General features: G+C 60.1%; 19 protein-coding genes and 1 tRNA gene. 5 read left to right on the plus strand and 15 right to left on the minus strand.

Annotated elements, in window-relative coordinates:
* Positions 1–389: 389 nt before the first annotated feature.
* Positions 390–479: transfer RNA gene (locus tag O3A94_12375), tRNA-Ser, on the minus strand.
* Between the two features lie 122 nt (positions 480–601).
* Between O3A94_12375 and O3A94_12380 the strand changes: the two genes are divergently transcribed.
* On the plus strand, positions 602–910 hold the full coding sequence (locus O3A94_12380; GenBank protein MDA1357047.1) for a hypothetical protein: 309 nt from the start codon (positions 602–604) through the stop codon (positions 908–910).
* Here O3A94_12380 and O3A94_12385 read toward each other — a convergent pair whose 3' ends face one another.
* The 12 genes from O3A94_12385 to O3A94_12440 are packed head-to-tail and all read right to left on the minus strand — an operon-like array spanning position 911 to position 15,616.
* Positions 911–2,197, minus strand: coding sequence for an amidohydrolase family protein (locus tag O3A94_12385; protein MDA1357048.1), 1,287 nt, complete (start codon positions 2,195–2,197; stop codon positions 911–913).
* A gap of 1 nt (position 2,198) precedes the next feature.
* Positions 2,199–3,917, minus strand: coding sequence for a formate--tetrahydrofolate ligase (locus tag O3A94_12390; GenBank protein MDA1357049.1), 1,719 nt, complete (start codon positions 3,915–3,917; stop codon positions 2,199–2,201).
* Between the two features lie 24 nt (positions 3,918–3,941).
* Positions 3,942–4,643, minus strand: coding sequence for a sarcosine oxidase (locus O3A94_12395; protein MDA1357050.1), 702 nt, complete (start codon positions 4,641–4,643; stop codon positions 3,942–3,944).
* A 2-nt stretch (positions 4,644–4,645) separates the two neighbouring features.
* On the minus strand, positions 4,646–7,552 hold the full coding sequence (locus O3A94_12400; GenBank protein ID MDA1357051.1) for a 2Fe-2S iron-sulfur cluster-binding protein: 2,907 nt from the start codon (positions 7,550–7,552) through the stop codon (positions 4,646–4,648).
* Complete coding sequence (locus O3A94_12405) at positions 7,549–7,875, minus strand: sarcosine oxidase subunit delta (protein ID MDA1357052.1); 327 nt, start codon at positions 7,873–7,875, stop codon at positions 7,549–7,551. The genes O3A94_12400 and O3A94_12405 overlap by 4 nt, the downstream gene beginning before the upstream one ends.
* Positions 7,876–7,893: 18 nt before the next feature.
* Positions 7,894–9,135 carry an FAD-dependent oxidoreductase gene (locus tag O3A94_12410; protein ID MDA1357053.1) on the minus strand — a complete coding sequence of 414 codons (1,242 nt, stop codon included), beginning with the start codon at positions 9,133–9,135 and terminating at the stop codon, positions 7,894–7,896.
* A 48-nt stretch (positions 9,136–9,183) separates the two neighbouring features.
* A complete protein-coding gene (locus tag O3A94_12415; GenBank protein MDA1357054.1) occupies positions 9,184–9,576 on the minus strand; it encodes a hypothetical protein in 393 nt (130 codons plus the stop codon).
* Between the two features lie 9 nt (positions 9,577–9,585).
* The gene (locus O3A94_12420) at positions 9,586–10,932 is read right to left on the minus strand and encodes an FMN-binding glutamate synthase family protein (GenBank protein ID MDA1357055.1); all 1,347 of its coding nucleotides are present in this window, start codon (positions 10,930–10,932) and stop codon (positions 9,586–9,588) included.
* A gap of 17 nt (positions 10,933–10,949) precedes the next feature.
* Entirely contained in the window at positions 10,950–11,795 is an 846-nt protein-coding gene (locus O3A94_12425) for a GXGXG motif-containing protein (protein ID MDA1357056.1), read from the minus strand.
* A complete protein-coding gene (locus O3A94_12430) occupies positions 11,783–12,739 on the minus strand; it encodes a glutamine amidotransferase (GenBank protein ID MDA1357057.1) in 957 nt (318 codons plus the stop codon). The genes O3A94_12425 and O3A94_12430 overlap by 13 nt, the downstream gene beginning before the upstream one ends.
* Before the next feature lie 50 nt (positions 12,740–12,789).
* Positions 12,790–14,259 carry a glutamine synthetase gene (locus tag O3A94_12435; protein MDA1357058.1) on the minus strand — a complete coding sequence of 490 codons (1,470 nt, stop codon included), beginning with the start codon at positions 14,257–14,259 and terminating at the stop codon, positions 12,790–12,792.
* Between the two features lie 16 nt (positions 14,260–14,275).
* Positions 14,276–15,616 (minus strand): FAD-binding oxidoreductase, encoded by a 1,341-nt coding sequence (locus O3A94_12440; GenBank protein ID MDA1357059.1) that lies wholly within the window; start codon positions 15,614–15,616, stop codon positions 14,276–14,278.
* A gap of 223 nt (positions 15,617–15,839) precedes the next feature.
* Here O3A94_12440 and O3A94_12445 point away from each other — a divergent pair, with 223 nt between their 5' ends.
* Complete coding sequence (locus tag O3A94_12445; protein ID MDA1357060.1) at positions 15,840–16,580, plus strand: FadR/GntR family transcriptional regulator; 741 nt, start codon at positions 15,840–15,842, stop codon at positions 16,578–16,580.
* Positions 16,581–16,595: 15 nt separating this feature from the next.
* On the opposite strand, the gene O3A94_12450 is transcribed toward O3A94_12445, so the two are convergent.
* A complete protein-coding gene (locus O3A94_12450) occupies positions 16,596–17,909 on the minus strand; it encodes a glutamine synthetase family protein (GenBank protein MDA1357061.1) in 1,314 nt (437 codons plus the stop codon).
* A gap of 76 nt (positions 17,910–17,985) precedes the next feature.
* Here O3A94_12450 and O3A94_12455 point away from each other — a divergent pair, with 76 nt between their 5' ends.
* Positions 17,986–20,046 carry an NAD(P)-binding protein gene (locus O3A94_12455; GenBank protein MDA1357062.1) on the plus strand — a complete coding sequence of 687 codons (2,061 nt, stop codon included), beginning with the start codon at positions 17,986–17,988 and terminating at the stop codon, positions 20,044–20,046.
* A gap of 2 nt (positions 20,047–20,048) precedes the next feature.
* Here O3A94_12455 and O3A94_12460 read toward each other — a convergent pair whose 3' ends face one another.
* Entirely contained in the window at positions 20,049–21,050 is a 1,002-nt protein-coding gene (locus O3A94_12460) for a Gfo/Idh/MocA family oxidoreductase (GenBank protein ID MDA1357063.1), read from the minus strand.
* A gap of 107 nt (positions 21,051–21,157) precedes the next feature.
* Here O3A94_12460 and O3A94_12465 point away from each other — a divergent pair, with 107 nt between their 5' ends.
* A complete protein-coding gene (locus O3A94_12465; protein MDA1357064.1) occupies positions 21,158–23,056 on the plus strand; it encodes a propionyl-CoA synthetase in 1,899 nt (632 codons plus the stop codon).
* 51 nt (positions 23,057–23,107) lie between these two features.
* On the plus strand, positions 23,108–24,742 hold the full coding sequence (locus O3A94_12470; GenBank protein MDA1357065.1) for a long-chain-fatty-acid--CoA ligase: 1,635 nt from the start codon (positions 23,108–23,110) through the stop codon (positions 24,740–24,742).
* Positions 24,743–24,798 lie beyond the last annotated feature (56 nt).

Here is a 24,798-nt window from a genome sequence, read left to right on the forward strand (position 1 = left end):
CCAGGTGGGCCAAATCCTCCTTTAGATCAGGCCGTAGATTGTTCCAAATTATATGACGACGGACAGTGTTTTCGGTAATTATATACAGTAATTTGATGTGAATTAATGCGCTAAATTGCGCTACCGATCACACCCTACCTATCCGCTGTGATTTACATATATACGCAACTTAGATATGCGCGCTCCGGTTTGAAATAGCGGACATTCCAATGCTGACAAATTCGAGAGAATTCCTAAGAAACTACGTGAAAACCCGGCATACCAAACACCATCACGGCCTTGATCGACGCTGGAGCCAACAATTGTATGTGGTAACCGTGTGTGGTTATAGAAAATTCGCCTAAATTTTATCCTTTTATTTTCAATAGTTTATGTATAGTAACGGCGATTGGCGGAGGGGGCGGGATTCGAACCCGCGGTACGCGTAAACGCACACACGCTTTCCAAGCGTGCGCCTTAAACCACTCGGCCACCCCTCCGGGCTCGCGCAACATAGCAATTCTTTTGCGCGCCGCAAGATATTGGCATGTATTTACTGCTATCTTGTTGCCATAGGAATTTGCGCGGTGCCAATTCCCGGTCGCGCTACAGGGTTTTGATAATGATCGTTTGCCGCATTGTTGCCAATATCTTGTTGATCGCAGCACTTGGTCTGTTCGCTTATGAAATCTTCGGCGCCCTATCGGGCGGGGGCTACGACCTGGTCGCCGGCGGCGAGTTGTGGGCGCGTATCCATGCCAACAGCCTAGTCGGCTTTGGCAGCGTCATCGAGAAAAGCGTCTCGCCTTGGCTATGGGGTGAGATCATCGTGCCTATCCTGCTCGCGCCGGCCTGGGCGATCGCCGCGGCGCCTGGCCTGGTGTTTGCCATTCTCTGCCGTAAACGGCGCAAGAAATCTGGCCTCAGCTAATCACTCCGGCGGTTCGGTCGAGCGCATAAATTCTGTGCTATCGGGGCGGCCGGGGAGGTTGAGCTTGGCGGTATGGGGCGGGCTTTCGGCGATCACCTTGCCGCGCCGGATAACATGCAGGCGAGTCGGGCGCAGGCGGATCGCTTCGATCGGATCGGACGCCTGCAGGACCACCATATCGGCGTTGCACCCAACATCCAGTCCGTAGCCCTCCAATCCGAGAGTGCGTGCCGAATTTTCGGTCACGGCCTGAAAGCACGCTCGTATTTCGTCACGGCCAGAGAGATGCCCAACATGCACCGCCATGTGCGCCACATCGAGGACATCGCCGGTGTTCATCGAACCAAACGGATCCATCACCGAATCCTGGCCGAACGAGACGTTGAGGCCGGCCGCCATCAATTCCTTCACCCGCGTCATGCCGCGGCGCTTGGGATAGGTATCATGCCGGCCCATGAGCAGCATGTTGGCGGTGGGATTGGCGATGACCTGAATATCAGCTTCCACCATCAACGGGATCAGCTTGCTGACATAATAATTGTCCATGGAATGCATGGAGGATAGATGCGATCCGGTGACGCGGCCCTGAAGACCATGGCGCACCGTCTCGGCGGCCAGGGTTTCGATATGGCGGGAATTGGGATCATCCGTTTCGTCGCAATGTATATCGACACGGAGACCACGCTCGGCCGCTAACGCGCAGAGCTGGCGGACCGATTCAGAGCCCTCATCCATGGTGCGCTCGAAATGGGGAATGCCGCCGACCACGTCGACACCCATATCCAGCGCTTTGGCCATGTTTTTCACCCCGACGGGCGAGCGCAGATAACCGTCCTGCGGAAAGCCGACCAACTGCAGATCGATATAGTCTTTTACCTTGTCACGCACTTCGACCAGCGCAGCCACGCCAGTGAGGGTCGGATCGGTGGTATCGACATGGCTGCGGATCGCCAACAAGCCGCGCCCGACGGCCCAATCACAATATTCCAGCGCGCGTTCAACATACCACTCATGTTTGAGGTCGGGCTTGAGTTCGGCCCACAGGCGGATGCCTTCCAGCAGGGTGCCGCTTTGATTGTAGCGCGGATAGCCATAGAGAAGAGTGGCATCCATATGGAAATGCGAATCGATGAAGGGCGGCGTCACCAGCCGGCCCGTGACGTCTATCTCGCGGGCCGCATTTGCGCCGATCGCAGGTTCAAGCGCCGCGATCTTGCCGTGCTTGACGGCGATGTCGATGCCCGTGCGCCCATCGGGGAGTGTCGCGCCGCGGAGAATAAGATCCATATCAGAACAATCCAACAATGTTGCCGCTGTCATCGACATTGATGCTATTGGCCGCCGGCACCCGGGGCAAGCCGGGCATGGTCATGATATCGCCGCAGACGACGACGAGGAATTCCGCGCCGGCAGAAACGCGCACTTCGCGGACCGGCACGACATGGCCGGAGGGCGCGCCTTTGAGGTTGGGATCGGTGGAGAAGCTATATTGCGTCTTGGCGATGCAGACCGGGAAATGGCCGAAGCCGCCATCTTGCAAATCCTTGAACTGGTTGCGCACCTTCTGATCGGCGATGATGCCGTCGGCGCCGTAAACCTCTTGGGCGACGGTGCGGACTTTGTCCCAAAGCGGCAATTCGTCAGCGTAAAGCGGCTTAAAATTGGATGGCTTGTTGGCGATGGTCTCGACCACGCAGTTCGCCAAATCCTCCGCACCAGCACCGCCCGATGCCCAATGATCGCTCTCCACCGCCGGCACACCGAGTGCCTTGCAGTGTTCCAGCACCAGGGCGCGCTCGGCCTCACTATCGGCCGAGAAGCGGTTGAGACCGACCACGACGGGTACGCCGAATTTGGCGATATTGCTGAGATGGCGTTCAAGATTGGCCATGCCTTTTTCAAGCGCCGGCAAATTCTCCTCGCCGAGCGCGCCTTTGGCGACGCCGCCGTGCATTTTGAGCGCTCTAATCGTTGCCACCAGCACGACGCAATCGGGCGCGAGGCCGGCCTTGCGGCATTTGATATCAAAAAATTTCTCGGCCCCAAGATCGGCGCCGAAGCCGGCTTCGGTCACCACATAATCGGAAATTTTCATCGCCGTCTGAGTCGCCAGGACGGAATTGCAGCCATGCGCGATATTGGCAAACGGCCCGCCATGCACGAGCGCCGGATTGTTCTCCAACGTCTGCACCAGATTGGGCGCCAGCGCGTCTTTTAGCAGCGTCGTCATCGCGCCTTCGGCTTGGACTTCGCGGGCGCGCACCGGCGTGCGGTCGCGCTTGTATCCGATGACGATATTGCCGAGGCGGGCGCGCAAATCCTCAAGATTGCGCGCCAGGCAGAAGATCGCCATGACTTCGGACGCGACGGTAATATCAAACCCGTCCTCGCGCGGGAAGCCGTTGGCGACGCCGCCCAGCGATGAGACGATTGAGCGCAACGCCCGGTCGTTCATATCGACGACGCGGCGCCAGGTGACGCGGCGTGGATCGATCTCAGCGGAATTGCCCCAGTAAATGTGATTGTCGATCATCGCGGCGAGCAGATTGTTGGCCGCGCCGATAGCGTGAAAATCACCGGTGAAATGGAGATTGATTTCCTCCATCGGCACAACCTGAGCATAACCGCCACCAGCGGCTCCGCCCTTGAGGCCGAAACACGGCCCAAGGCTGGGCTCGCGCAAACAGATCAGTGTGTTTTTGCCGATGCGGTTGAGGCCATCACCGAGGCCGACGGTGGTGGTGGTCTTGCCTTCGCCGGCGGGCGTGGGCGTGATGGCGGTGACCAAGATCAACTTGCTGTTGGGGTTCTCTTTTAGCGAGGAAATATAGTCGAGCGAGATTTTGGCCTTATCGTGGCCATAGGGTACGAGATGCTCGGCCGCGATGCCGAGGCGCTCTTTGCCGATTTCCAGAATTGGCCGCTTGTCGGCAACGCGAGCGATATCGATATCGCTTTTGGGATTCGCATGTTGTGAACTCGACGCCATCTCTCTCAGTCCTTCCATTCGTCGGCTGCTTATGCGGCCGCTCTACTTCAATGATTGCAAGGCCGCGAGGCCGATCGGTTTGCCGCCGAATTCGCCCATGGCATCGAGCAGTGCGTGCCATAGATATACGGCGGAAGCGACATCGCTCAGAAGATCGAAAACCGGCACCTCGGCGATAGTGCTGCGGATGATGACTGCGTTCAAGCGTGCCACATTGGTTTGCACGACGCGGTGCACCGGCGCCACCTCGGGGCGGAGATCGACGGCGCATATTTTAGCGAACAGCGCCGGGGTATTACTGCCACTGAGAGCGAGCCAACAATTGGTGTCAGCGCGCGGGACATGAAAGCAGCCATCGGCAGTTTCCATCGACCAGGCGGCGTCGGTTTTTTCGATGAGCGGCCCAGAGCCCTGATAATCACCGAGCAGCAGAGCCTCGCCAGGCGACAGGCGGGCAATCCGCGTGCCGTCGGCCTGCGGTGTGACCTGATTGCTTGCTTCGATCATTTCCGCACCTTGGCCGGTAAGCCACGCGGCCATGTTCCACCCTTTGAAGCCGGTGCGTGGCAAAGCGGAGAGATCGCAGATACCGAGGCTTCGCGCCTGAACCGCTTCAGCCGCGGCATCACCGCCAATACGCATCGCGGTGGCGGCGCCGTTCAGCTCCTCGAATTCGGCGCCCGCGCTTTCCAGTTCGCGGTAGAGAAAACTGCGCCGGATGCACTCATTGGCCAACACCGCCATGGCTACATCTCCTGCCGTGCGCCGTCGGGATCGTAGAACGGCAGCTTGACCACTGTGGCGCGCACCATCCGGCCCTTATCGATCTTGATATCGAATTTGCTGTCGGGCTCAGACTGATCAGGCGCGACATAGGCCAATCCGATCATCTTGCCGAGACTCGGCGAGCGCACGATAGAGGTGACCCGGCCGGTAATCGTGCCGCCACGAATGACGAGATGACACTCTTTCGGTTCCGACGCGGCATCGCTGTCGGCAATTTCGAAGCCGACCAGTTTGCGTTTAATGCCGGCCGATTCTTGGATCGAGACTGAGCGCATGCCGACAAAATACGGCTTTTTGCGCGAGATTGCCCAGGTCATATCGGCTTCATGCGGGTTGGTCAGCCCGTCGGTATCCTGGCCAATGATGATGTGGCCCTTTTCGAGGCGAAGGAGGCGCTGGGCCTCAACGCCGAACGGTCGGATGCCAGCGTCCTTGCCTGCCTCGATCAGCGCGTCCCACAGGGCCTCACCCTGGCTCGCCGGCACATGCAGCTCATAGCCCAGTTCGCCAACGAACCCGACGCGCAGGAACAGTGCCGGAATGCCGGCGACATGGCCGCGACGCGCGCCCATATAGGGGAACGCCTCGGGCGACAGATCGACATCGTCGCAGAGCTTTTGCAGAACATCCCGGCTGTTGGGGCCGGCGATGTTCACTCCGGCATAGGACGCCGAGACATGAGTGATATCGACCTTGAGACGCCATTGCGCGTTGTACCACAGCATGGTGCGGTAAACGCCATCGACTCCCGAGGTGGTGGCGGTGACGTAGAAATGGTCGTCATGCAATCGGCAGGCGACGCCGTCATCGACGACCACGCCGATGTCATCGGTCATCAGCACATAACGTGCGCGCCCAACCGGCTGCTTAAGATAGGCGAAGGTGTACATGCGGTTGAGGAATTCGGCGGCGTCGGGGCCGCGAACTTCGAGCCCGCCCAGGGTCGAAACATCGATGATGCCTACATTCTCGCGCACGTTCAACGCCTCGGCGGCGATGTTCGCCGCCCGATCACGCGACGCGCCGTAATATTCGGGCCGCATCCAAGCGCCGGCCGGCATCATCTTGGCGCCGAGTTCAACATGGCGGAAATGCATGGCGGTGTAGCGCACCGGCTCAAAGCTGCGGCCTGCCAGATGGCCCATAGTCAACGGGCCAATCGGCGGGCGCGAAGTGGTGGAGCCAGTCTCATCGAGGCCGGCGCCGGTGCGCCGCGCCGCTAGGCGGATCGCCGGCAAGGTTGCGTGGCGGCCTTGCGATGGCCCCATGCCGTTGGTGGTGAAGCGCTTCAGAAGCTGGATATGCTGATAGCCTTCGGTGAGCGCGTTTTCGATATCGTGAACCTGCAAATCCTCATCAAGATCGACGAAATCCATGCCCTTGGGATGGCCGATGATCGGCCAGGCGGAAGCTGTCGCTTCGGCCACCCGTTTGTGCTCGCTTGCCGCTGAGACGGTAAATCCGGCATCGCGGGCCGCCTGTCGACCCGCGGCTTTGCCATCGCCCAGCACATTCTCCAGGGCGTTCGTGCCGGCCACTGATCCGGCAGCGAAGAGGCGCACCGGCAAATCATGGACGCTGAAGGCGCCGCTGTCATCGGCAAAGCTGACCCGCCCGCCGGCCTGATGCAACAGCGCCGACGCCGGCGCATAGCAGCCCGACATGGCGATCAAATCGCAGGCGAAAACATCGTGGTGGGTCGCCACTTTCGTGGCGCCCTCGAGGCGGGCAATTTTGGCCGCACGGACGCCGCTTCCGCTGGCGTTGGGCACGGCTTCGCGCAATGTCGCGCCGGCGATAATCGGCACATGGCGGTGCATCAACGCTGTGCTGATTTCATCCTCCGGCGGATCGGCCCGCACATCCACCACACAGGCGACCTCGATACCGGCATCGAGCAGGTCGAGGGCGACGCCATAACCATCACGGCTGGCGGTCGCCACCACGGCACGGTTGCCGGGCTTCACGCCATAGAGGCGGATCAAGCGTTGCGCGGCAGAGCCCAGCATGATGCCGGGTAGATCATTGTTATGAAAAATCAGCGGCTGCTCATAGCAACCGCTCGCCACGACCAGCGCGCCGGCGCGCAGTTTGTAGAGGCGGTTGTCCTTGATCAGGGGGAGCCAGTTATCGGCATACCAACCGGTACACATGGTATCGGTCATCACCTCGATACGGCTCTCGGCGGTGACCTGCGCAATAAGATCGGCGCTAGTGGATTCACCCACCGCGCCGGTGCCATCGAACCGAGCATAGGTGAGGGCGCCGCCGATCTCTGGATTTTCATCAACCAAAAGCACCTTGGCGCCGGCCGCGGCAGCTTCAAGCGCCGCCGCCATGCCGGCCGGCCCAGCGCCGATCACGGTCACGTCGAAAAACAGATATTGCTTATCGTAATAGCCATGCGGTGTTTTAAGATCGACCGTGCCGAGCCCGGCGACGCGGCGGATCAGCTTCGCCCACAGCGGCCACGCCCAGCGCGGTTTGTAAAACGCTTTGTAGTAAAACCCGACGGGCATGAAGCGGCCGAGATGGCGCAGCATGGCGAGCCGGTCATTTTCGAGCGAACCCCAATAGTTCTGCGCCTTGACATCGAGGCCGGCCTCGATCGCCTGCCGGTCGGCCAGACAGTTGGGCTTCTGCCCGATGCGCACGAAGGTATTCGAATCCTGGCCGCTCATAGACAGCACGCCGCGCGGACGATGATATTTGAACGAGCGCGAGAGCGTTGTGACGCCGTTGGCATAGAGCGCGCTGGCGACGGTATCGCCGCGATAACCGCTAACTTGCTGCCCTTCGAAGCGGAAGGTAACCGGCTCGGAGCGGTCGATGCGACTCCCCATCGGTTTTCCGAGACGTTCCGTCATGCGCCGCCTCCAGCGCTCGGTGTCTCATCCATTGGTGCTTCAGGGCGCGAAAACTCGACGCGCTGCTTGAATATTTCGCTGGCTTCATAGGTGCGGATGATCTCGTCCTTGACGGTATCGCGCTCAGCGATGAACCAATAGGCGGTGGCGATATGGCACCACCATTCGCGCACCACGCCGGCTTTGTTTTCCTGCATGAAGATGAAATCGAGCCATTCCGCGTCGCTGCAGCGGTTGGGGTCGGGCTGTTGCACAACTTCGCCGCCATGGGCAAATTCCTGGATGTTGCGCCAGCCATTGAGCGGGCAATGCAGTTGTTTCATGTCATGCCCTCACGGCCCTCAGTGCCCCACCGAGGCAGCACCTTTTTCGCCGACCAAGTCAAAATCCTCGAAGCGCGTGAGACGGAACGGCGCGATCATGGCGGGCACACGGCCGGTCGCCACCATCTCCGCCATGCGCTTGCCACACACCGGGGTCGCCTTAAAACCCCAGGTGCCCCAACCGGCGTCGATGTAATAATTTTCTACCGCGGTCTCGCCCATGATGGGGGCGAAATCAGGCGTCATATCGGTCATCCCCGCCCATTGCCGCATCACCTGAACATCCGAGAGATGAGGCAGCAATTCGAGCACATGGCTCATGAGGCCCTCAATGAAATCGAGCGATGAAGTGGTTTGATAGCGTGGGTACGGGTCGGTCGAGCCACCCATCACCAGCTCGCCGCGGTCGCTCTGCGAGATGTACACATGCAGGCTGCCGGAGACGATGATCGGATCGAGGAAGGGCTTGAGCGGCTGCGACACGCAGGCTTGCAGTGGAATGGTGCGGATCGGCAGCTTGAGACCAGCCATGCGGGCGATCAAGGTGCTGGCGCCGGCGACGGCCTGAACTGCCTTGCCGCACCCGACGCGACCGCGATCGGTCATCACGCCGGTCACCCGTCCGTCGGTGATTTCGATATCAGTGACGGTGGTGCCTTGATGAATCTCCACACCCATTTCGGCGGCGCGCCCGGCATAACCCCAGGCCACCGCATCATGGCGCGCGATGGCGCCGGGCGGATGATAGAGCGCGCCCAGAATTGGATAGCGCACATCCTCCGATAAATTGAGCTGCGGAATCAGGCGAGCGAGATCGTCGCGGCAGACCAATTCGGAATCGACGCCGAGATGCTTGTTCACCTCGGCCCGCCAGCGCGAGGTACGCATCGCCGCATCGGTATGCGCCAGGGTGAAATGGCCGCGCTCGGAATAAAGGATGTTGTAATCAAGCTCGCGGCTTAACTGGCGGTAGAGAGAAACCGATTCCTCATAAAACGCCACGCCTTCCGGGGTGAGATAATTGGAGCGGATGATGGCGGTATTGCGGCCGGTATTGCCGCCGCCGATATAGCCCTTTTCAAACACCGCGACATTACGGATACCGTGATAGCGCGCCAGATTATAGGCGGTCGCCAAGCCATGCCCGCCGCCGCCGATGATGATGACATCGTAACTCGTTTTAAGCTCCGGCTGGGCGGCGAGGAAGCGCTTCGCCGGATGGCCGGACGACAGGCCGTATTTGATCAGTCCGAGCGGCATGGATATGACATCGTTAGCGGTGCAACCTTGCGGGCCTTTTCAGGGCGATCAAAATTTACGATAGGCCTTGTTGAGTTCAATCATCGGATGGTTTGGCGACATTTGAAACTTAATCAGCAATTCCCGCGCGATCATATCGCGTTCCTGCTGGTTGTCAGGCAATTCCAGATCCTCGGGCACCGAAACCCAGCCATTGATATTGCGATCGAACACCGCAGGGCGGCCTTCCTCATAGCCGAGATGGACGTCTTCAAGCCAGTTCAGGTCGCTCCAGCCCATGGTCTCCATATATTTTTTCAGGAACGGCGTGAGCAGCGAATAGTCGGGCAGCAAATTGACATCGTAGCGATAACCGATGTGCTGGCCGATTTCCTTTTCACGCTCCGAGTCGAGGCCGCTCGTCTTGATGAAATGGTCGATGTCCTGTTTGGGATCGCTCATGGTTCCCTCCTAATAACGCGTCATGTCGGGTCGGCCGACGGTGTGTTGCGAGCCGGCGAGCGGTACCATTGCAAGCGCCGAGGCTTCCATGGTGAGCGCGGCGAGATCCTCTGGCTCGAGCGAATGCACATCGGTTTTGCCGCAGGCGCGCGCCATCATTTGGCACTCAAGGGTGAGCGTGTGGAGAAAATTATAGACCCGCTCGGCTGCCTCGTCCGGGTCGAGACGCTTACGCAATTCCGGATCCTGGGTTGCCACGCCGACCGGGCAGCGTCCGGTATGGCAGTGATAGCAGTAGCCGGCCTCCACACCGATCTCGCTTTCATAATCGGCCTCGGGGATATCCTTGTTGCAATTGAGCGCCATCATCGCCGAATGGCCGATCGCCACGGCATCAGCGCCAAGCGCGATCGCCTTGGCGACATCGGTGCCGTTGCGGATGCCGCCGGCATAGATCAGCGTGATCTTGCCGGACATGCCGACATCATCGAGCGCCTTCCTGGCCTGGCGGATGGCGGCGATGCCGGGCACACCGGTCTCCTCCGTGGCGACATGCGGGCCGGCGCCGGTCGAGCCTTCCATACCATCCATATAGATGCTGTCGGGGTTGGTCTTGGCCGCCATACGCACATCGTCGTACACGCGCGCCGCGCCGAGCTTGAGCTGGATCGGGATCTCGCCGTTTGTCGCTTCGCGGATTTCTTCGATCTTGAGCGCGAGGTCGTCGGGGCCGAGCCAATCCGGATGGCGCGCCGGCGAACGCTGATCGATGCCAGCCGGCAGCGAGCGCATCTCAGCCACTTGATCGGTCACCTTCTGGCCCATCAGATGGCCGCCAAGGCCGACTTTGCAGCCCTGGCCGATGAAAAATTCACAGCCGTCGGCCAGACGCAGATGGTGCGGGTTGAAGCCGTAACGCGACTGGATACATTGATAAAACCATTTTTCTGAATAGCGCCGCTCGTCCGGGATCATGCCGCCCTCGCCTGAGCAGGTTGCCGTGCCCGCCATGGTGGCGCCGCGCGCCAGCGCGGTTTTCGCTTCATATGAAAGCGCGCCGAAACTCATGCCGGTGATGTAGATCGGGATATCAATCTCGATCGGCCGCTTGGCGCGCGGGCCAATGATGGTACGGGTTTCACATTTCTCGCGGTAACCCTCGATGACGAAACGCGTCAGGGTGCCGGGCAAGAAGGTGAGGTCGTCCCAAGACGGGATTTTCTTGAACAGTGACAGCCCGCGCATGCGGTAGCGGCCAAGCTCGGCCTTGATGTGAATATCGTCGATCACTTCAGGCGTGAAAACAAAACTTTGGCCGAGAATGGATTTGTTACGCTCTTCGCGGTTGCGTCTCATGATTTGCTTCCTGTCCTCTAGAGAACGATTTTCTTTTCGGTGGGCTCAAGATTGTCGTAATTCCACAGCTTCTTGCCGGCGACGATCTTCTGTAAATTGCGCGCCCCGTTGGGGGCGGATAGGCCATGCGCGGAGAGCTTGCGCTCCAGCCAATCAGCCTCCAACTCGCTCACTTCGCCGGGCACGGCGTCGACGCCGAGGGAGGCGATCTTGCCGCCGACATAGATGGTACCGTCATACATCGAATCGCCCAGATTGATGCCGGCGTCGCCGAGGATAATCATCCGCCCGCGCTGCATCATGAAACCGGAGAAGGCGCCAGAGCGCCCGCCGACAATGATGGTGCCGCCTTTCTGGTCGATGCCGGTTCGCGAGCCGACATCGCCTTTGCAGACGAGATCACCACCACGAATTGCAGCGCCAAAGGTCGAGCCGGCGTTTTTCTCGACCACCGCCGTGCCGGCCATCATGTTTTCGGCGAACGACCAACCGACACGGCCATGCACCCGTACATTCGGGCCATCGATCAGACCGCAGCCGAAATAGCCCAAGCTGCCTATGAATTCGAGCTTGAGCCGGTTGAGAATACCGACGCCGAGCGAATGCTTGGCGAGCGGGTTCTTAACGACGATATGGCCATGTCCGGCCCGCATCAACGCCCGGATCTTGAGATTAATGGCGCTGATTTCCATTTCACCGGCGTCGAATTCCGCGATGTTGTCGTAATCGACATCAAAACTTTCCGGATAGAGGAAATTGTCCTCTGCCGCCGGCGAGAAGAAGACCTGCTGGGTGCGCCCGGCAAGCTGCTCCTGATGCAGCCCCATGCCGTGCGATTTATGTTGGGCTTCTAGATCTGCCATACCATGACCTCCCCTTCATACGGGTCCCAGGTGTCAATTTCGTCGGGAAAAATGCTGCGGATCGCCACTTCTTCTGAGGCGAGGCCGATAAAGTTTTCGCTCTCGTAAAGCACCATCGGCTTGGCGGCCATGGTGTCCTTGGCCATGCCGAGGCTGTCAGCGGTGGCGACGAGATAGGTAAAGACGCCGTCCAGTTCGCTCACAGAAAGGTCCATTGCTTCCTTCAACGGCATGCCATCGGCCATGCGGTCGGCGAGATAAACGGCGATCAATTCCGAATCGCAATTCGACATGAAGCGGTGGCCGCGGCGCTCCATTTCGCGGCGAAAGCCCCAATAATTGGTGAGCTGGCCGTTATGCACCACGGAGACGTCGGAGAACGGGTACGCCCAATAAGGATGGGCCGAACGGATATCGACATCTGATTCGGTCGCCATACGGGTATGGCCGATGGCGTGGGTGCCTTTGAAGCTGCCGAGATGATATTGATCGCTGACCCGGCTGGCATCGCCCAAATCCTTGACCAACTCCAAGGCGCGGCCCATCGAAAGAATCTCGGCGCCTTCGACATCCTCAAGGTAATCGGCGAAGCGCTTCATATTTTGCTGATCGCCCGCCCCACCGTCGGAAAATCTGAGGCGGTAGCGAAAGGCGTAATCGGTGACGTTCTCCTGCTCGACGATGGTCGTGCCGCCACTTTCGATGCGTTCATCGACCATGGCTTTGCGTTTCTTCACCTCATCACGGATATCAAAGCCGCGCGCCATGTCTTCCTGCTCCGCGACCTTGAAGCGCAGCATGTAATCGTCGCCCCGGGGCTCGCCATAAAGCGCAAAGCCGCTTGAATCCGGTCCGCGATGTTTCAGTGCTTGCAGCATCGACGTCATTTCTGAGCCGATCCCGGCGCTGCCGTCGCGATGAATTAATCCTGCAATGCCACACATATTCTCAATCCTCTTCTCCGCCGCCTTGTTACGCCAGTGGACGGAATCCACTAAGGCAGGCAATCCATATACGTATCCAGATCCCACTCGGTCACTGTGGCGTTGAAGCGCGCCCATTCGTCGCGCTTGTAATGCTCGTAGACTTTGTACATTTCGCCGGGCATGGCGCTTTTGATGACCTCGTCCGCCGCCAGAGCATCCAGGGCATCGCCGAGCGTCATCGGCAAGCGCGTCACTTGCTTGCCGGCTTCCATGGCCTGATAGATGTTGCGCTCTTCCGGCTCGCCGGGATCGAGGTCGCGGGTGATGCCATCATCGAACGCTTTGAGCACAGCGCCGCCGAGCAGATACGGGTTCACCATGGAATCGACGGAGCGGTATTCGAAGCGCCCGGGGGCGGAGATGCGCAAGGCGCAGGTGCGGTTCTGATAGCCCCAATCGGCGAACACCGGCGCCCAAAAACCGGTGTCCCAGAGGCGCCGATAAGAATTGACGGTGGACGAGCCGATCGCGGTGAGCGCCTGAATATGTTCGATCACGCCGGCGACGCATTTAAGCCCAACCGGGCCGGGTTTGCGGTCGTCGAAGGCCGGGTCCGGCAGGAACAAATTATCGCCGCCCTTGGCGTAGGAGAACACATCTTCCATGCCGGGAAGCGGCGATTGATGAAGTTCGTTGAGCTGGTCGGCGCCGCCGCGCCACAGCGATATGTTGTGGTGGCAGCCGCTCGCCGAGACGCCGACGAAGGGTTTCGACATGAAGCAGGCAATGACGCCAAATTCGCGCGCCACCTGGGCGCAGATTTGGCGGTAGGTGGTCAGTCGGTCGGCGGTGCGGAGCGCATCGTCAAACATGAAATTGAGTTCGAGCTGGCCGGGCGCGTCTTCATGGTCGCCTTGAATCATGTCGAGGCCCATTGCCTGGCTGTATTCAATGACGCGCATGAAGATCGGTCGCAACTCCTCGAACTGGTCGATGTGATAGCAATTAGGCTTGGTCACGCCGCCGTCCGATTTGCCGTCCGGCCCGCGCTTTAACCACATCATTTCGGGCTCAACCCCGCTGCGCAGTTGCAGGCCGTGCTTGTCTTGAAACTCCTGGTGAATGAGGCGCAAATTGCCACGGCAGTCGGAAGTCAAATGGCCGCCGGGATTCTCACGCTCCTCGCGATTGCGGAAACAGGTGCAGAAGACTCGCGCCACCCGTTTGTCCCACGGCAGCTGGGCGAACGTCTCGGGGTCGGGCATGCCGACGAGTTCCGAAGCTTCCGGCCCGTAACCGATATAATCGCCGGCGCGATCGAGATAGAGATTGGCGGTGGAGCCGTAGACAAGCTGAAAGCCGCGTTCGGCAATCTGCTCCCAATGATCCGCCGGCACACCCTTGCCAACGATCCGCCCGGTGACCGAGACGAATTGATAATAGATATAGGTGATGCCGAGCTCGTCGATCTTCTGACGAACCTGGCGGATTAATTCAGCGCGGCCTTCCCTGGCAACATGGGCTTCAAGATCGTTCATGTCATATCCTCCGACGTTAGCTCCAGGGGAACGGGCTGTTCGAAACTGGGTGCAGCTTGCCCTCGGCAAAGCGCGAGAAGCGGAACGGTTCCAACAAAGCGCTGGGCGCGCCGAGAAGTTCTGCGGCGACGAGCTTGCCAACGGCGATCATTTTATAGCCGTGATTTGAATCCGCGATGACGTAGCAATTTTCGCGAAAGCGGTCGAACACCGGGAAGCTATCAGCGGTAAATGCGCCGATGCCGCCGGACGGCTCTTTGCGCCATTTGCCGATCTGGCCTTCATAGCGTTCCTGGCAAAAAGCCAGCGCCGAGCACCAGGTTTCGGCAAACAGATCGTCAACGATGAATTCCGGTGACTCCGGCCCATAGGGATCAATCGCGATGCTCTCGGCCGGGGTTTCAACGAGATAGGGCGCGGCACCGCCCTGAATGCCGCCGAAATTGAAATCCGGTTTGTAGTAAATGCCCCACATGTCCTCGACCAGAACGCGGCCATCGACGTCGGAGCGGAGCGGCACATCGGTATCTACATGAATGACCGGCGGCATGTTGCCGGCATCAGCCATGCCGAAGCCAGGTTCAACACCGAGCGTGCCTTCCTGCAGGCACCAATAAACCCACATCGGCACATCGGCGTGTATGTCGCCCTGCAAGTCCTTCACGTCGATATGGTCTGGCAGATCGAGCATGCTCCAAATGCGCGGCACCCAGGGGCCGACCGCGACGATCACTTCATCGACGCCAATGCGCCCCTTGCTCGTCTCCACCGCCGCGATGGCGCCGGAACTGCTGGCGCTCACCAGCCCTAAAACCTCAGTGCCGGAAAGAATACGCACGCCTGCGCCCTCGGCCTTTTCCGCCAGTCCATAGAGCGACGCGGTGTTGTTGGCATAGCCGCCGCGCTTTTCATGCAGAACCGAGGTGATGCCTTCGGCGCGCCAATCGCTGAAGATGCCGCGCATATATTTGCGGCACGCATCGGCGCCCTCGATAAATTCTGATTCATAGCCGATCGCCTCTTGTTGGGCGGCGATCTGCGCCACATCGGCGCGCATCGATTCCGGGCTGATCTGCATATAGCCGACGGCGTGATAATGATACGCCTCGGGATCGCTCTCCCAAACATCGACACATTCGGCCATCAATTCGCGCATCGCCGGCTGGAAATAATTGTTGCGGATGACGCCGCAGGCGATGCCCGACGCACCGGAACCGATACTGCCCTTGTCGACCACCAGCACATCTACGCCGCTGCCCAGACCTTTGGCCTTCAGCGTGGTCGCGAGATGATATGCGGTGCTGAGGCCGTGAATGCCGGCGCCGATGATGAGGTATTTGACGTGGGCGGGAATCATGCGCGACCCGCCGAAAAGCAGGAATTTTGCTTCTTGTACCAATTTTCAAATTGGTCTAAAAACATCCAGGAGTGCGCCCGCGAAACAAACATAAGGCCTCCCAATCCCACAGACCATTTATGAATCTTGACGAATTAAAGCGTTCACCCGCATTGTTTGCAAGATAAATAACCGCGATATTGGTATTACCAATTTTAACTACAGATGATCGGGAGGTGCAGCCATGAGCAGTCTCGCGGCGGAAGCGAATTCAGGCTCTTCCGGGGTTGGATATGCCGGTGCGCCGGCGAACTTAGCGGCGCGCTTGAGAGAACAGATATTGCACGGCGCCTTCCATGACGGACAAAGATTGCCGGCCGAACGGCATTTGGCCACCGAGCATGGCGTGTCACGGGGCACCGTGCGCGAAGCGCTTCGCCTGTTGGAGCAAAGCGCGCTACTCACCCGCAAGCGCGGCAGCGGCAGCTATGTGACCTATCCGGCGGAGAACGAGGGCGCCGAGCGTGACGATGTTGCGGAAATCACCAGCCCGCTACAATTGCTCGAAGTGCGCCTTGCGCTGGAGCCGCAAATGGTCCGCCTCGCGGCGCGCAACATGACGGCCCGCGACATCGCCGGCTTGGAAGAGGCCCTCGTGCATATGGAAGGTGCCGAGCGCGACGGAGAAAATTTTTCCCATTGGGACAAGATTTTTCACCTGCGCATCGCCGAAGGCACGCGCAATCCGTTGATGATCACGATGTATGCGCAAATCAATCATGTGCGCACCCATGACCGCTGGGAATCAATCAAGGGCGCGATTCTCACGCCGCCGCGCATTCGCCAATATAACGATCACCACCGCGATGTGTTCGACGCGATTCGCTTGCGTGACCCGGAAAGCGCGGTGGCCTGTATGAACACCCATTTGCATCTCGCCCAGCAGGATTTGCTGATGCCGCGAGGCGGCGCTAGCGCTCACTAGGCATGGTGCCAGCGCTCAATAGGCATGGCGGTAGCGCGCGAAAAGCTGCTCGGGCGCACAGTTTTTGGCGAAATCTGCCTCCCAGCTTTTGACGCTGAGAAAGCTCTGATAAAGCTCGTCGGAAAACCAGGCGCGCACCACATCATCCGCTTTAAACGCCTCCAGGGCTGCATCCAAACCGGACGGCAACACCGTGATGCCGGCTTCCGCGCGCGCCGCGTCAGTCATATCGGCGGGATCGATCTCGGCCGCCGGCGGTAAGGGGAGATTGCGGCGGATGCCTTCTAGACCCGCCCGCGCCAGCACGCCAATTGCCAAATAAGGCGACGCGGTGCAATCGACGGCACGAATTTCCAGATTAAAGCCTTTGGCTGCGGTCTCAGGATCGCGCGAGATGCCGGGCATGACGCGCACCGCAGCTTCCCGATTCTGAAAACCGATGCAGCGGTAGCCGGTGCTCCAATGATGCGGGCCGAGGCGGTGATAGGAAACCGGCGACGGCGCGAGGATGGCGAGAAGCGCATCCATATGGGTGAGAATTCCCGCCGAAAAACGCGCCGCGACCTCGCTAAGACCGAGCGGGCCGGCGAGATCGCTGGTCACATTGCGGCCCTGGCCATCGGCCAGACTGAGATGAACATGGCAGCCATTGCCGACATGATCAGGCGTCGGCTTGGGCGAGAAGCTGGCACGCAAGGAGTGCCGGCGCGCCGCTTCGCGCGTGATCTCGCATGAAATCACCGCCGCATCCGCCGCCTTGAGAGCGGCCCGCGGGCTGCAGCTAATTTCATATTGGCCACGGCCATATTCAGGCTCAACGGTTTCCGGCGCCACACCAGCAGCTCTCAACATTTCTTCTAGCGAGGTAAGAAGGCCGTGCTGGGCGCAAGCAGCGGCAAAAGAAAACGGCGCCTCGGTGATTAAATCCGGCCCTTCCAGAAGAAACTCCAGCTCGAACGCAGCGATTAGATCGAGACCGGTCTCGGCCTTGAGGTCGGCAACGGCATTGCGGCAGAAACTTCTGACACAAGCGCCCCAATCCTCGCCGGGGGCGGGACGCGAATCGCACAGTACGGCGTGCAGCGCCGGATGCGCGCCGTCGGCCGGGATTTCGAAGCGCGTTTCGGGATCGGGGATTTGCCGCACTTCGTCCACCGGCCCCCAAGGATTGTCGGCGAGATGCTCGAACGGCGTCATCGCCTGGCCGGCGCAGGCCCAACCCAGGCCGCTTTCCAGCCGCCTGTCAAAATCTTGCAGCGGCACACCACGGGTTCGCGTCATGCCGACGAGGTCGCTCCACAATAAATATATCAGCCCGCTCTCGCTCATCCCTTAAGCTCTTTCCATGTTCGCCATTCCGCCGCGTCGGGGTTATTTAAGAGGCTAATATCAAAAGGAGCAAACCATGAGCGGACGCGATCCCATTTTTGACATCCTGTTCGAGCCGGTGAAAATCGGCCCGGTCACGGCGCGCAACCGGTTTTACCAAGTGCCGCATTGCAACGGCATGGGCGACCGCCTCCCGCGCGGCATGGCCGCCATGCGCGGGACCAAAGCTGAGGGTGGCTGGGCGGTGGTCTCGACGGAAGAAGTCAGCATCGACCATGGCACGGATTTCACTCCGTCGATCGAAGGCCGCCTGTGGGACGAAGGCGATATCCCCTATCACGCGCGCATGACCGAGGCCGTGCACGCACATGGCTCGCTAGCAGCGATCGAACTGTGCCAGCAGGGAATTGCCTGCGCCAATTTGGAAAGCCGAGAGACACCGCTAGCGCCCAGCGCCCAGTCGCTCATCAAGGCAGGACCGTTGCAGGCACGGGCGATGGATCTAAGCGACATCCGCGCCGTGCGCGCGAGCCATCGCGCCTCCGCCCTTCTGGCCAAGCGCGCCGGCTATGACATCGTCTATGTCTATGCCGGGCATGACCTGTCGCTGGCCCAGCATTTTCTCCTGCCGCGCTACAATCAGAGGCGCGATGAATATGGCGGCTCGCTGGAAAACCGAGTCAGACTATTGCGCGAGTTGATCGAGGATACCAAGGAGGCGGTGGGCGACACCTGCGCCGTCGCCGTGCGCCTGGCAGTCGATGAACTGCTTGGCGCCGACGGCATCGAAGCGGCGGGCGAAGCGCCCGACATCATCGCCATGCTGGCCGAGCTGCCTGATCTCTGGGATGTCAATATCAGCAACTGGTCGAACGATTCGCAAACCGCGCGCTTTGCCGAAGAAGGCTATCAGGACGGCTACACCGCCTTCGTCAAGAGCCTGACATCGAAGCCGGTGGTGGGTGTCGGGCGTTACACGTCACCCGACCGCATGGCGGCAATGGTTGCCAAGGGCGCGCTCGATTTCATCGGCGCGGCCCGACCATCGATCGCCGATCCGTTCCTGCCGAAAAAGATTGAAGAAGGGCGGATCGAAGATATCCGCGAGTGCATCGGCTGCAATATCTGCGTGTCGGGCGATAGGACCTACACGCCGATCCGCTGCACACAGAACCCAACGATGGGCGAAGAGTGGCGCAAGGGCTGGCATCCCGAGCGCATCCCGCCACGTGCCTCCGAAGACAAGGTGCTGATTGTCGGCGGGGGCCCGGCCGGCCTGGAATGCGCGCGCGCGCTTGGGCAGCGCGGCTATCCGGTCACGCTGGCCGAGGCGAGCGAGGCGCTCGGCGGACGGGTGCGCTTTGAATCCCGCCTGCCCGGCATGGCCTCTTACCAGCGCGTGGCTGACCACCGCCTCGCCGCATTTCACAAATTGCCCAATGTAGAAACCTACCTGGCCAGCGAACTCGGCGCCGAAGACGCCATCGCGTTTGGCGCGCCGCATATCGTGGTGGCGACGGGTGCGCATTGGCGGCGCGACGGCGTCGGCCAGCGGCAAAGACTGCCGCTGCCGATCACCGATGCCGCGCCGACGATTTACACGCCGGACGATATCATGACCGGGCAGACGCTAGTGGATGGGCCAGTCCTGGTTTATGACGATGACGGTTATATCATGGCCGGACTGATCGCCGAGAAACTGGCGCGCGACGGGCGCAATGTCACGTTCATGATGCCGGACGAAAAGGTTTCACCGTGGACAGACAACACGCTCGAGCAGCACGCTATTCAGCGCCGCCTGCTAGAAGTGGGCGTGAACATCCTGGCCAACCGGCAGTTGGTGGCGTTGCAGGGCGACGTGCGCTATGCCTGTGTTTACACTGGCGCCGAAGCAGAGCTTGCCGCGGCGGCGGTGGTGCTGGTGACTTCGCGAACTTCCAATGACGGGCTGTGGCAGGAATTGCAAACCCGCGCCGAGGCCGGTGAGGTGCCATGGCGCAGCTTGACCCGGATCGGCGATGCCCTGGCGCCGGCCACAATTGCCCATGCGGTTTATGCCGGCCACCGCTACGCGCGCGAGTTCGATGCGACACCAGTAGAAGGCACGCCCTATAAGCGAGAACGCGTGACCGTCTAGATTCAATCGAGAACAACAATTTCGCCGCTCTCAGCGGATTCCTGCGCGGCCAACACGGTCTTCATCGCCGCCATTGAATCTTCCGGCGTGATGACGCTGGGGCGTTTGCCGATCGCCACACAGTTGGCAAAATACATGATCTCATCCCTGAGCGCACCGCCGGTGACGCCATCGACGCGCGGCCAATAGGTGGTATCGGGACCGGTAAAGCCGGTCGCGGTGCAGACGCCAAGATTGGGGAATGTGTCCTGCACCTGCACGAAGCCCTCGGAGCCCATGATCGACATGCGCTCATCGATTAGCCACGGCGCGGCGTCGGGCACCAGCCAGGCGCTTTCGTAGATAGCTGTGGCGCCGTTTTCGAAGCGGTACATGATTTGAAATAGATCGGGGTGAAGATAATCATTCACCCGCACAGTCTGGGTGTAGACACTGGTGACCGGGGCGCCGGTGAACCAAAGCATCAGATCGGTGTCGTGAACGGCAGTGTCCGTTATCGGATTGACTTTGTTGAGCACATCCTCGGCCCAGGCGGCGGGCAAGTTGCGGCGGCCATTGAGGGACACCACGCGACCGATGCTTCCGGCGGAAATTTCCTTCTGGGCGGCAATGCAGCGCGGATTGAAGCGGCAGACATGGCCGACCATTAAATAGGTTTTGGCCTGCCGCGCCGCCCGGCAAATTTGTTCGCATTCCGCCAGGGTCGGGGCCATCGGTTTTTCAAGCAGTACATGCTTCCCCGCCGCCAAGGCGGCAGTGGCGATCTCGGCATGGTTTTCCCAGCGCGTGACGATATGCACCAGATCGATAGCCGGATCGGCGAGGATGCCGTGGTAATCTGTGTAGAGCGCCGGAACATTGTATTGACGGCCGATTTCTTCGCGGCGCGCTGGGTCCTGCTCCGCCAACGCCGCCAGTTCGAGGCCAGGAGCTCCGGCAATCACATTACAATGGATTTCGCCGAACCAGCCGGCGCCGATCACTCCGACCTTCAATGCCGCCATCACCCCTACTCCCAATTCGAAGCCGATAAGTTTGCGTTATTTCTTGATATTTATACATTTGTGGAAGGCAAGACAGAACAAGAAACCGTGAGGGGAGAAAAACCGGCATGAGCGGTAAATTCGAGCAAATGTATGGTCGCGCGCAGAGCGACCCGGAGGGCTTTTGGGCGGAAGCCGCCGAAGCGCTCGATTGGGACAAAAAGTGGGACAAGGTCCTGGACGATAGCGATGCGCCGTTCTACCGCTGGTTCACGGGTGGTATGCTCAATACCTGCCATAACGCGCTCGACCGCCATGTCGATAACGGGCGCGGCGATCAGTTGGCGCTGATCCATGATTCCCCGGTCACCGAAAGCGTCACCACATTTACCTACCGCGAACTGCGCGATGAGGTGGCGCTGTTCGCCGGCGCCCTGGCGGAACGTGGCGTTGGCCGCGGCGACCGGGTGATCATCTACATGCCGATGGTGCCGGAGGCGGCGATTGCGATGCTCGCCTGCGCCCGCCTTGGCGCCGTGCATTCGGTGGTGTTCGGCGGATTTGCCGCCAATGAACTGGCGGTGCGCATCGATGACTGCACGCCGCAGGTTGTCGTTTCCGCCAGTTGCGGCATCGAAGGCAAGCGTGTGATCGCCTATAAACCGCTCCTCGACGAGGCCATCGAATTGGCCGCGCACAAGCCGGCGAGCTGCATCATCTTGCAGCGCCCGCAGGAAACAGCGGCGATGACGGCGGGCCGCGACGCAGATTGGCGCGAGGCCGTGACCGCCGCGACGGCGCATGATTGCGTCTCGGTGGCGGCGACCGATCCCTTGTACATTCTCTATACCTCCGGCACGACGGGCCAGCCCAAGGGCGTGGTGCGCGACAATGGCGGCCATGCGGTGGCGCTCAATTGGACGATGAAAAATATCTACGGCGTCGATCCTGGCGAGGCGTTCTGGGCCGCCTCCGACGTTGGCTGGGTGGTCGGCCATTCCTATATCGTCTATGCGCCGCTGCTGCACGGCAACATCTCCATCCTCTATGAAGGCAAGCCGGTCGGCACGCCAGATGCCGGCGCCTTTTGGCGGGTGATTGCAGATCATAAGGTAGCGGCGATGTTCACCGCGCCCACCGCCTTCCGCGCCATCAAGAAAGAAGACCCGCAAGGAAAGCGCATCGGCGATTACGATCTTTCAAATTTCCGCACTCTCTTTCTCGCCGGCGAGCGCACCGACCCGGATACGCTTCATTGGGCCGAAAACAAACTTGGCGTGCCGGTGATCGATCACTGGTGGCAGACCGAAACCGGCTGGTCGATCTGCGCCAATTGCATCGGCATTGAGCAACTGCCAGTCAAGGAAGGCTCGCCGACCAAGCCGGTTCCCGGCATGGATGTGCGGGTGGTCGACGATGCCTGCAACGAAGTGAAAGCCGGTGATATCGGCGCTCTGGTGATCAAACTGCCGTTGCCGCCCGGCACCTTTCCGACGCTGTGGAACGCCAAGGAGCGCTATGTGGAAGCCTATCTCGAGGAATTTCCGGGCTACTACAAGACCGCCGATGCCGGCTTTATCGATGCGGACGGCTATGTCTATGTGATGTCGCGCACCGACGATATCATCAATGTCGCCGGACATCGGCTTTCGACCGGCGCGATGGAAGAAGTGTTGCTGGCGCATCCGGACGTCGCGGAATGTGCGGTGATCGGCGTGGCCGACGCGCTCAAGGGCCAAATGCCGCTCGGCTTTTTGGTGCTCAATAGCGGTGTCGCCCGCGACCCGGCGGACATCGTCAATGATGTCGTCGCCATGGTGCGCGAGCGCATTGGGCCGGTAGCTGCGTTCAAGGTGGCGACCGTCGTCAATTCCCTGCCTAAAACACGCTCGGGTAAAATCCTACGTGGTACAATGCAAAAAATTGCCGACAGCGAAGCACATAAAGTCCCGGCGACGATCGACGACCCGGCGGCGCTTGACGAGATTACACGAGCCCTGAAGGCGATCGGCTATGCGACAGGCTGACGGCGACTGACGGACGGTTGGCCTAAAAATGGACCATAGGGGGATAGGCGCATGGATGGATTGATAATGGATCGGCCGTTGCTGATTTCCTCGCTGTTGGAATTTGGCGCGCGCAATCATGCCGGATCGGAAATTGTCTCGCGCTCGGTCGAAGGACCGATCCACCGCTACACGATGGCTGACTCGCACACCCGGTCAAAACAATTGGCCCAAGCGCTGACGAGACTCGGCGTGGTGGCAGGCGACCGCATCGCTACCCTTGCCTGGAACGGCTACCGCCATTTCGAGCTTTATTTTGGCGTTTCCGGCATGGGAGCCATTTGCCACACCATCAATCCGCGACTGTTTCATGAGCAGGTCGTCTATGTGATCAACCATGCGGAAGACAAATACATCTTTATGGATTTGACCTTCGTGCCGCTGTTGGAAGCGCTGGAGGCGCATCTGCCCAAGGTCGCCGGCTATGTGATCATGACCGACAAAGCGCACATGCCCGAGACGAAACTTGCGAATGTGCACTGCTACGAAGACCTGCTGGCGGCGGAAGATGCGGATTATACCTGGCCGGAATTCGATGAACGCACCGCATCGTCGCTGTGCTACACCTCCGGCACGACGGGCAATCCCAAGGGCGTGCTCTACAGCCACCGCTCCACCGTGCTGCACACATTTGCTGTTTGCGCCGGCGGCGGCGCCGGCCCGACCAGCTATTCGAGCTATCTGGCTCTGGTGCCGATGTTTCACGTCAACGCCTGGGGCCTGCCTTATGCCTGCGCCATGACCGGCGCCAAGCTGGTGCTGCCGGGGCCGCGCTATGAAGGCGATATGATCTTCGACCTTATGGACGAGGAGAAGGTCGACCAATCGGCGGGCGTGCCGACGCTATGGCTGCTGCTGCTCGGCGAAATGAAGAAGCGCGGGCGCAAGCCGCAAGCGTTCAAGACCCTAGTTGTCGGCGGCTCGGCTTTCCCGGCATCGATGATTGAGACATACGAGGACACCTACGGCATTGAAATTCACCATGCCTGGGGCATGACCGAGCTCAGCCCCATCGGCACAATCGGCACTTTGCTGCCGGCCATGAACAGCTTGCCGAAAGAACAGCGCTGGGCGGAAAAAATCAAACAGGGCCGAGCGATTTATGGCGTTGAGAAGAAGATCGTCGACGAGAATGGCGAGCGCGTGCCCGAGGACGGCAAGGCATTCGGCGAATTGCTGGTGCGCGGCCCGTGGACGGCGAGCGCCTATTTCAACGACGCAGAAGCGACTGCGCAGTCCTTCACCGAAGATGGCTGGTTCCGCACCGGCGACATCTGCACCCTTGATGCAAACGGCGTCATGCACATCGTTGACCGCAGCAAGGACGTCATCAAATCGGCCGGCGAATGGATCAGTTCGATCGATCTGGAGAATGCCGCAATGGCCCATCCCGCCATCCAGGAATGCGCGGTGATCGGCATGCCCCACCCAAAATGGGATGAGCGGCCGCTGCTAGTGGCGGTCGCTGCTGAAGGCCAATCGCCGGTGCTCGAAGAGGTTCGGGAATTCCTGTCAGACAAGGTCGCCAAATGGTGGCTGCCGGACGATATGGTGATACTCGACGAGCTGCCGCACACGGCAACGGGCAAGGTCTCGAAGCTGAACCTCCGTGAGCAGCTCAAGGATTACGCGTTTCCGGGGGTCTGAGTACAGTTTCCACAGCGCATTCACTTCTGACTGGTTTTTGTTCACTTCCAGTCGAT

This window comes from Pseudomonadota bacterium (assembly GCA_027624955.1).
GTDB lineage: Bacteria > Pseudomonadota > Alphaproteobacteria > UBA828 > UBA828 > PTKB01.

Bases quoted from the DNA above. Each gene is read 5' to 3' on its own strand.
- O3A94_12380 (MDA1357047.1), top strand. From the start codon at position 602: ATGATCGTTTGCCGCATTGTTGCCAATATCTTGTTGATCGCAGCACTT.
- O3A94_12385 (MDA1357048.1), bottom strand. From the start codon at position 2,197: ATGGATCTTATTCTCCGCGGCGCGACACTCCCCGATGGGCGCACGGGC.
- O3A94_12390 (MDA1357049.1), bottom strand. From the start codon at position 3,917: ATGGAAGGACTGAGAGAGATGGCGTCGAGTTCACAACATGCGAATCCC.
- O3A94_12395 (MDA1357050.1), bottom strand. From the start codon at position 4,643: ATGGCGGTGTTGGCCAATGAGTGCATCCGGCGCAGTTTTCTCTACCGC.
- O3A94_12400 (MDA1357051.1), bottom strand. From the start codon at position 7,552: ATGACGGAACGTCTCGGAAAACCGATGGGGAGTCGCATCGACCGCTCC.
- O3A94_12405 (MDA1357052.1), bottom strand. From the start codon at position 7,875: ATGAAACAACTGCATTGCCCGCTCAATGGCTGGCGCAACATCCAGGAA.
- O3A94_12410 (MDA1357053.1), bottom strand. From the start codon at position 9,135: ATGCCGCTCGGACTGATCAAATACGGCCTGTCGTCCGGCCATCCGGCG.
- O3A94_12415 (MDA1357054.1), bottom strand. From the start codon at position 9,576: ATGAGCGATCCCAAACAGGACATCGACCATTTCATCAAGACGAGCGGC.
- O3A94_12420 (MDA1357055.1), bottom strand. From the start codon at position 10,932: ATGAGACGCAACCGCGAAGAGCGTAACAAATCCATTCTCGGCCAAAGT.
- O3A94_12425 (MDA1357056.1), bottom strand. From the start codon at position 11,795: ATGGCAGATCTAGAAGCCCAACATAAATCGCACGGCATGGGGCTGCAT.
- O3A94_12430 (MDA1357057.1), bottom strand. From the start codon at position 12,739: ATGTGTGGCATTGCAGGATTAATTCATCGCGACGGCAGCGCCGGGATC.
- O3A94_12435 (MDA1357058.1), bottom strand. From the start codon at position 14,259: ATGAACGATCTTGAAGCCCATGTTGCCAGGGAAGGCCGCGCTGAATTA.
- O3A94_12440 (MDA1357059.1), bottom strand. From the start codon at position 15,616: ATGATTCCCGCCCACGTCAAATACCTCATCATCGGCGCCGGCATTCAC.
- O3A94_12445 (MDA1357060.1), top strand. From the start codon at position 15,840: ATGAGCAGTCTCGCGGCGGAAGCGAATTCAGGCTCTTCCGGGGTTGGA.
- O3A94_12450 (MDA1357061.1), bottom strand. From the start codon at position 17,909: ATGAGCGAGAGCGGGCTGATATATTTATTGTGGAGCGACCTCGTCGGC.
- O3A94_12455 (MDA1357062.1), top strand. From the start codon at position 17,986: ATGAGCGGACGCGATCCCATTTTTGACATCCTGTTCGAGCCGGTGAAA.
- O3A94_12460 (MDA1357063.1), bottom strand. From the start codon at position 21,050: ATGGCGGCATTGAAGGTCGGAGTGATCGGCGCCGGCTGGTTCGGCGAA.
- O3A94_12465 (MDA1357064.1), top strand. From the start codon at position 21,158: ATGAGCGGTAAATTCGAGCAAATGTATGGTCGCGCGCAGAGCGACCCG.
- O3A94_12470 (MDA1357065.1), top strand. From the start codon at position 23,108: ATGGATGGATTGATAATGGATCGGCCGTTGCTGATTTCCTCGCTGTTG.